This is a genomic window from Paenibacillus thailandensis (genome assembly GCF_042685365.1).
Taxonomy (GTDB): domain Bacteria; phylum Bacillota; class Bacilli; order Paenibacillales; family Paenibacillaceae; genus Paenibacillus_AP; species Paenibacillus_AP thailandensis.
Genome location: NZ_JBHUMY010000001.1, coordinates 118,588 through 126,182, shown reverse-complemented (window position 1 = coordinate 126,182; position 7,595 = coordinate 118,588). Strand labels below are relative to the sequence as shown.

Annotated in this window: 6 protein-coding genes; all 6 read left to right on the top strand. The window is 54.9% G+C overall.

Going from position 1 to position 7,595, the window contains the following annotated elements; all coding sequences use genetic code 11:
- Positions 1 to 942, top strand: a 942-nt coding sequence (locus ACFSW5_RS00510) for a cation diffusion facilitator family transporter (protein ID WP_379268573.1), incomplete at its 5' end; no start/stop codon positions are given.
- A 33-nt stretch (positions 943 to 975) separates the two neighbouring features.
- On the top strand, positions 976 to 3,018 hold the full coding sequence (gene recJ / locus ACFSW5_RS00505; RefSeq protein WP_379268570.1) for a single-stranded-DNA-specific exonuclease RecJ: 2,043 nt from the start codon (positions 976 to 978) through the stop codon (positions 3,016 to 3,018).
- 126 nt (positions 3,019 to 3,144) lie between these two features.
- A complete protein-coding gene (locus tag ACFSW5_RS00500; protein WP_379268568.1) occupies positions 3,145 to 3,672 on the top strand; it encodes an adenine phosphoribosyltransferase in 528 nt (175 codons plus the stop codon).
- 238 nt (positions 3,673 to 3,910) lie between these two features.
- Positions 3,911 to 4,867 (top strand): ABC transporter permease, encoded by a 957-nt coding sequence (locus ACFSW5_RS00495; RefSeq protein ID WP_379268566.1) that lies wholly within the window; start codon positions 3,911 to 3,913, stop codon positions 4,865 to 4,867.
- A 30-nt stretch (positions 4,868 to 4,897) separates the two neighbouring features.
- Positions 4,898 to 5,791, top strand: coding sequence for a carbohydrate ABC transporter permease (locus ACFSW5_RS00490; RefSeq protein WP_379269794.1), 894 nt, complete (start codon positions 4,898 to 4,900; stop codon positions 5,789 to 5,791).
- Between the two features lie 81 nt (positions 5,792 to 5,872).
- Complete coding sequence (locus ACFSW5_RS00485) at positions 5,873 to 7,561, top strand: extracellular solute-binding protein (protein WP_379268563.1); 1,689 nt, start codon at positions 5,873 to 5,875, stop codon at positions 7,559 to 7,561.
- Positions 7,562 to 7,595: the final 34 nt, after the last annotated feature.

Genomic DNA, 7,595 nt, shown 5'->3' with positions numbered 1-7,595 from the left:
AGCTGCATCCGCAAACGGGAGGCACTCATGTTTACGAAGCGAGATGAAAGAGCGGAAAACTTGAATTGGAACGCTTTATGGAGCAACGGCTCGTTAGCGCTTCTGAAGGGCGCAGCCGGCTGGCTGTTCGGAAGCAAAGCGCTCCTTGCCGATGCGTTCCACTCGGCCGCGGAAGCGTCTCTTGCCGTTGCGAAAATCGCAGGAGGCCGCGCCGGGCAATACGCGGACGGGAAACATGAGCATCGGAGAGGAGCATCCTATAAACGGCTGGAGGAAGCTGTCGTGAACGTCGTTTTGTCCGTCGTGTTGCTTACGATCGGACTGGACATCGGCATTTCGGCGCTTCGGGATTTATCCGCCGGAGTCGACGAGGCTCCTTCCTGGTATGCACTGGCCGCGGTCATCGCGGGCGTGCTGATCAAGGAGCTTCTGTTCCGCGAGAGAAGCGGCCGGTCGGCCTATTATTCCTCGATCGCGGCGGCCGTAGGAATCGGCGGGGCCATGATCGGCGAATATGCATCGCTCCCTTTGCTTTATTATTTCGATCCGGCAGCCGCAATCGTTATTGCCGTCACGATTATCCATAGCGGATACAAGCCGATTGCCGAGCTGGTCCGCAAAGACACGAACGGCGCGGTGTTGACGAAAGACAAAGAGAACATTACGCAATTCATTCAGCGGATCGAAGGCGTCATTACGGTAGAGTCGGTTGAAGCAAGGGAGCAGGGACACTATGTCGCGGCGGATATCGTCATCAGCGTCAATCCCCGCATTTCGGTGCTGGAAGGACAAGAGATCGGGAAAAGGGTCAAGCTGCTCGTCATGAAGCGTTTCGCCCACATTACGGCCGTATCGGTTTATGTGGAGCCGTACGATCCCGGCTATCCGTACAAATCGAATCATGATCCGAATCAGGAGCATATGCCTACGTTAATTCAATAATTGGTTTGCCATGGGAGAGGGGTTGACTGCAGCGTGATCAAGGCAAAAATGCGCTGGACTATGACTCCTTGGAACGAATCGGAGGAGGAGCAGGCCCAAAGCCTTGTTCGGCAGCTCGGCTTGCCCCCTTTGGTCGCGAAGTTGCTTGTTAGAAGAGGCTGCGGCGATATCGGCGCAGCCAACCGTTTTCTTTACGGGGGCATCGACGAGATGCACGATCCGTTTCTGCTGAAGGGGATGAAGGAAGCGGTCGAAGCGATCCGCGAAGCAGGCGATAAGGGAGAAAAAATAAGAATATACGGCGATTACGATGCGGACGGCGTTTCCAGCACGTCGCTGCTCATTATGCTGTTCCGCAAGCTTGGGTATCATTATGATTATTACATACCTCATCGGGCTCTGGAAGGTTACGGTTTGAACCGCAAAGCGTTGGAGCTGGCGTCGCAGGAAGGCGTAAGCCTCATCGTCACGGTGGATACGGGCATCAGCGCGCATGAAGAAGCCGCATATGCGATGGAGCTGGGAATGAAGGTTGTCGTGACCGACCATCACGAGCCGCCGGAACGGATTCCGGAAGGATGTCCGGTCGTCAATCCGAAGCGGCACGATTGTCCGTATCCGTTTAAAGGATTGGCCGGCGCGGGAGTCGCGTTTAAGCTGGCGCACGCAATGCTCGGCGAGCCGCCGCTGGAATGGGCCGATATCGCAACTCTTGGCACGATTGCCGATCTGATGCCGCTTGAGGACGAGAACCGGATTCTCGTTAGGGAAGGGCTGAAGCGGATGAAGCAGGCGGATAAGCCGGGTTTCCGGGCGCTTGCGGAAGTGTGCGGTACTCCTCTCGCGGATATGACGTCGACGGCCGTCGCCTTCGGCATTGCGCCGCGCATCAATGCGGCCGGACGGCTTGACCATGCGGGCCGTGCCGTCGAGCTGCTCACTTCCGCGTCGTACGACGAAGCGATCTTAAGCGCTTCGGCGCTGGATTTGCTTAACAAAGAGCGTCAACGTACGGTCGAGGCGATCGTCAAGGACGCGGAGCGGCAGTGGGCCTCGAAATGCGCCGAGGCCGAGCAACGCGGGGAAGCCGCTCCGCCCGTTATCGTCTTGGCCGGCGAAGACTGGAATGTCGGCGTCATCGGCATCGTCGCTTCCAAGCTGCTTGAACGCCATTACCGGCCGACCGTCATCTTCGGCATCGATCCGGCAACGGGTATGGCCAAAGGCTCGGCAAGATCCATCGACGGCTTTGATCTTCATGCGGCCCTGACGGAATGCGAGTCGCTCCTTGACCATTACGGCGGTCACCAAGCGGCCGCGGGCATGAGCTTGCACCGGGACCGGCTGCCGGAACTGGAGAGACGATTGGGCGAGCTGGCTTTAAGCTGGCTGACGGACGAGGACTGGATTCCGACAACCGGCGTCGACCTTATATGCGGGCTGGAGGAGGCTTCCTTGCAGACGATCGAGCAATTAAGTCTGCTCGAGCCGTTTGGAGTCGGCAATCCTTCGCCCAAGGTTCTGATCAAAGGGGCGAAGCTTGCCGATTGGCGCGCAATCGGCAAGGAAGCAAAGCATTTGAAGCTGGCGCTGCGCGGCAGATCGGGTTCCCTTGACGCGATCGGCTTCGGATTCGGGGAAACCGCCGCAGCGTTGTCGGGGCAATCGGCCCTCGATCTGATCGGCGAGCTGTCCGTCAACGAATGGAACGGCGTACGCAAGCCTCAGCTGCAAATTCATGATATGAAAAGCAGCGCCGCAACCGTCGCCTTCCCGGAAAGAGAGCAATTTGCCGAGCTTTACAAGCAGCTTCGGAAATTACGCCGAATGCCTGCCGAAGGGACGGCGGAGCGGCTTGGCAAGCTTCTTGGCTGGCCGGCGGATACGGTCGGCTTCATGCTCGCCGTGTTTATGGAGCTTGAGTTTATCCGGGTCGACGCCGATTCGCGCGACCTCATCGTAGTCGATGCGCCGGCCAAACGGGAACTGGGCACCTCCCGGAAATACCGGGAGGCAAAGCTGCAGTCGGAGCAGGCAAGCCTTGCGGCGAGCGCCGATCTTAACCAAGCGCTGTAACCGGCGTCATTCGTGACCGCAATAACATGTCGAAGCTATCGAATTTCCATTTCGATAGGGTCATCCGTTATGGAACGACTTCGGCTGAAGTTTTTTTCTCAATTATAGAAAGGATTGAAAAAGTCAATGAGCGAAACGTTTAACTTTAAAGATTATATAAGGGTCATTCCCGATTACCCGCAGCCGGGCATCCGGTTCAAGGACATTACGCCGTTGCTTAACGACGGGGCCGCTTATAAAGCGGCAATTCAAACGTTAAAGCAAGCGGTCGAGCATTTGAATATCGACGTCATCGCGGGGCCGGAAGCCCGCGGCTTTGTCGTCGGCGCTCCGCTGGCCGTTGAGCTTGGCGTTGGGTTCGTGCCGATCCGCAAAAAAGGCAAGCTGCCGTACGAAACGATCGAAGCCAGCTACGATCTGGAATACGGCAACGACAGCCTGACGATGCATGTCGATGCGATCAAACCGGGACAACGCGTTCTGATCGCGGACGATTTGCTGGCGACGGGCGGCACCATCGCCACGTCCATCAAGCTTGTCCGCCAGCTGGGCGGCGTCGTTTGCGGCGCGGCTTTCCTCATTGAGCTCGGCTATTTGACGGGCCGCGAGAAATTGCAGGACGTCGACGTCGTGACGCTATTGAAGTACGAATAGTCAGATCTTTGTTGTTTTTAGAGCCTTTATCCGACGCAGCGCATCGGATGAGGGCTTTTTTGTATAAAGGCAACGGAAAAACGGCGGGAAAGAAAGCTTTGTCCGTTAGGACAACGCAGGGTTAGCTCGTAAGTTCCGTTATGATTAATGCTTTGAAAAGTATCAAATTTCGTTGATTTGGCAAATAGGCAGACGATTTACAACCTCTTAAAATAGCAGATAAGGGAGGGGGACATGGATGGCGCAATCGGCAACCGGCACGGATTCGACGGCGGCAAGATCCAAAGCAAAGCCCTTGTTGAGGCTGTTTAAGCAATGGGACATTCAACTGATGGTTATACCGCCCATGCTGCTTATTTTCGTATTCAGCTATATTCCGATGTACGGCGTATTGATGGCTTTTCAGGATTACAACATTTTTAACGGCTTTTGGAACAGCCCTTGGGTGGGGTTCAAGCATTTCGAAGCGTTTTTTAACGCCCCGGAGTTCTGGAACGTGATGCGCAATACGGTCGTTATTAGCCTGCTGAAGCTTGGCGTTGGCTTTCCGGCGCCTATTATACTGGCGCTTATGCTGAACGAAGTGCGCCGCATGGCGTTTAAGCGCATCGTCCAAACGGTCAGCTATTTGCCGCATTTCCTGTCTTGGGTCATCGTTTCGGGCTTCGCCATATCGATTTTATCCGTCGATAACGGAAGCTTGAACATTTTGCTTCAGAAGCTGCGGCTTATCGAAGAGCCAATCGGGTTTTTGAGTGTCCCGGAATATTTCTGGTCCATTCTGGTGACGACAGGCGTCTGGAAAGAAATCGGGTTCGGCTCCATCGTTTATTTGGCGGCCATCGCGGGCGTCGACCAAGCGATGTATGAAGCCGCTTCCATAGACGGGGCCAGCCGGCTCCGGCAAATATTCGTCATAACGCTCCCGACGATTATGCCGGTGGTCGTGATCTTTTTCATCCTTGCGATCGGAAATTTGCTCAGCGCCGGCTTCGAGGATATTTTATTGCTCGCCAGAAACCCGATTCTGCGCGACGTGTCGGACGTCATCGACACCTATGTTTACCGGATCGGCATCAATAATCAGCGCTTTTCTTATGCGACGGCCGTTGGCCTGTTCAAAGCGGCAATCAGCGTAGGTCTGCTGGCGATAGCGAACGCATTGGCTCGCCGATCGGGGAACAGCTTATGGTAATCGCGAAATGCCGGGGAGGTATCGCATGTGATGAAGCTTAGCGCCAGCGACCGCGTTTTGACCGTAGTTGTATACATCGCCTTGACGTTTGTCGGTCTCGTCACCTTTTATCCGTTCTGGAATGCGGCGGTCATATCCTTCAACCAGGGAATCGATACCGCGATGGGCGGGGTAACGGTATGGCCCCGCGCGTTTACGCTGGAGAACTACGAGATCGTATTCCAGGACAAACGAATCTTAAACGCGTTTTACGTCTCGGTGCTGCGCACCTTGATCGGCACGGCCGCCTCCATCCTATGCACGGCTATATTCGCATACGGCATGACGAAACGTGAGCTGGTCGGACGCAAGTTCTATATGGTCGCGTGCATCATCACGATGTATTTCAGCGGGGGCCTCATTCCGACCTTTCTGCTCATCCGCAGCCTTCATCTGATGGATTCGTTCTGGGTGTTCATCGTCCCGGGACTGATCAGCGTATGGAATATGATCGTCTTCCGCACCTTTTTTCAAGGGCTGCCCGCCGGTCTCGAGGAATCGGCCAAAATCGACGGATGCGGCAATTGGGGAACGCTGTTCCGCATCGTGCTGCCGCTATCCGGCCCCGTCATCGCCACGCTGGCTTTGTTTACGGCCGTCTATCATTGGAACGACTGGTTTTATCCAAGCATTTACATTACGAACGATGCGCTGGTTCCGATTCAAACGAAGCTTCAGCAAATTTTGAACTCCAACATTATGAGCGAGCAGCTGTCGCAGCTCGATTCCGCCTCGCAGGGGAGGCTGTCGCAAATGAAAAGCATCACGAGCAAATCGTTGTCCATGGCGACTATGATGGTGGCGACGATCCCGATTATCGTGGTTTATCCATTCGTCCAGAAGTATTTCGTCAAAGGGGTGCTGGTCGGCTCCTTGAAAGAGTAGCGTTTAAAGCCTCGCGCTTTAAATAGAAATTACCAATCTTTTCTTAGATTTTTTAATTCCAATGGAAGAGAGGGAGTAAACATGAAGCGAAGGAGAAACACGCTTGGGGTCGTCAGTGCAGCTGTATTAGCCGTTACCGTCCTGTTGACGGGATGTTCGGGCAGCAACGGCGGAGGTACATCCAATCAGCCGTCGGAAGCGCCAAGCGCCAGCCCAAGCGCGGCGGCGTCCGCGGCGCCGACGGAAGCGGCCGGCGACAGCTTTGTGCTTGGCAGCGAACCGATCGAGTTTTCGTTCTACGGCCATTACGATTGGTATACGATGCCGGAGTGGGGCGCGGACGAAGCTTCAAAATGGATCAAAGAGAACAAGAAGGTCAACATTACGGCCATCAACTCGGGCGGCAACGCGGCCCAGAAGCTGAACACGATGATTGCGAGCGGCAAATTGCCGGACGTCATTTGGCTGGACCGCGGCGCCGACGTCGAGAAGCTGCGCGCCGCAGGGATGCTTGTCCCGTTCGACGATTATTTGGATAAATATCCGAATTACAAGCAATGGGTCGGCGAATCGAGCATCAATATGCTGCGCTCCAGCGACGGCAAAATTTATCAGTTTCCGAACTGGTACACCTCCCAGCCGAACGGCAACGCCGGTTATCTCGTCAACAAAAAATATTACAAGGAGCTGGGTTCTCCCGTTATCGAGACGACGGACGATTTCTACAATTATTTGAAAGCGGTCAAAGAAAAGTTCCCGGACGTCATTCCGTTCGATCCGGATCTTGCGGTGGACGGCCAGGGGCTTGACGTTCTGTACGGGGCTTTCGGCGAAGACTACTCCCCGGCTTACGTCGCTCAGCGAGCGGTGCCGCAAGGCGACAAGCTTACCTCCATCTTCCTGGACCCGGTATTCCGCGAATCGATGCAATTCAACAGCAGGCTGTTCCGCGAGAAGCTGATGTCGCAGGACGCGCTTACGCAAACGAAGGATCAAGTGAAGGAGAAGGCTTATACGGGACGCGTCGCCGTATTTGCCGGAGCAAGCCCGACCGAATACGGTGCCGTCGGGGACATCGAGCTGAAGAAGAAAGATCCGGAATCCGGCTACATGATGATTTGGCCGGTTCATAAACCGGGTCAAGACAAGAACAAGACATGGGCCGGAACGTATACGCAGCTGGGCTGGAACGTCGCCGTCATTACGAAATCCGCGAAAGATCCGGAGAAAATATTCGCTTTCCTCGACTGGTTGACCGGACCGGAAGGCACGCGATATTTGTTCTGGGGGCCGGAAGGCATCTATTGGGACGGTACGGACGAATCCGGAGCGCCGAAGTTTACGGAGAAATACGTAACCGATCCGGAAGGCCGGAACAAAATGATGGACGCGACCGTCAACCTGCAATGGGTAGGCAACACGGTTTACATCGATCAGGCGAAAGCGAAATTCGAAAGCACGCTTCCCGAAGAGCAGCGCAACTTCGAAACGTTATGGCAGTCCTCCATTACGTGGAAAACGCAAAAGAACGCGACGGAGTTTATTAATCTATCGCCGCCGCCGGACTCGGAGGAAGGCATTATTCAACAAGCCCTCGAAGAAATATTCGACGAAGCCAGGGCGAAGGCGCTTTATGCGAAAAGCGACGAGGAAGTGCTTCAAGTGCTGGATCAAGCGGAGAAGGATGCCCAAGCCGTCGGCTACAGCAAGCTGCTGGAATATAAGACGAAGAAATGGCAGGAAAATTTGGCAAGCTTAAACGGACAATAATGTGCCGCTTGCTTTTGCAATCCATTATAATAGA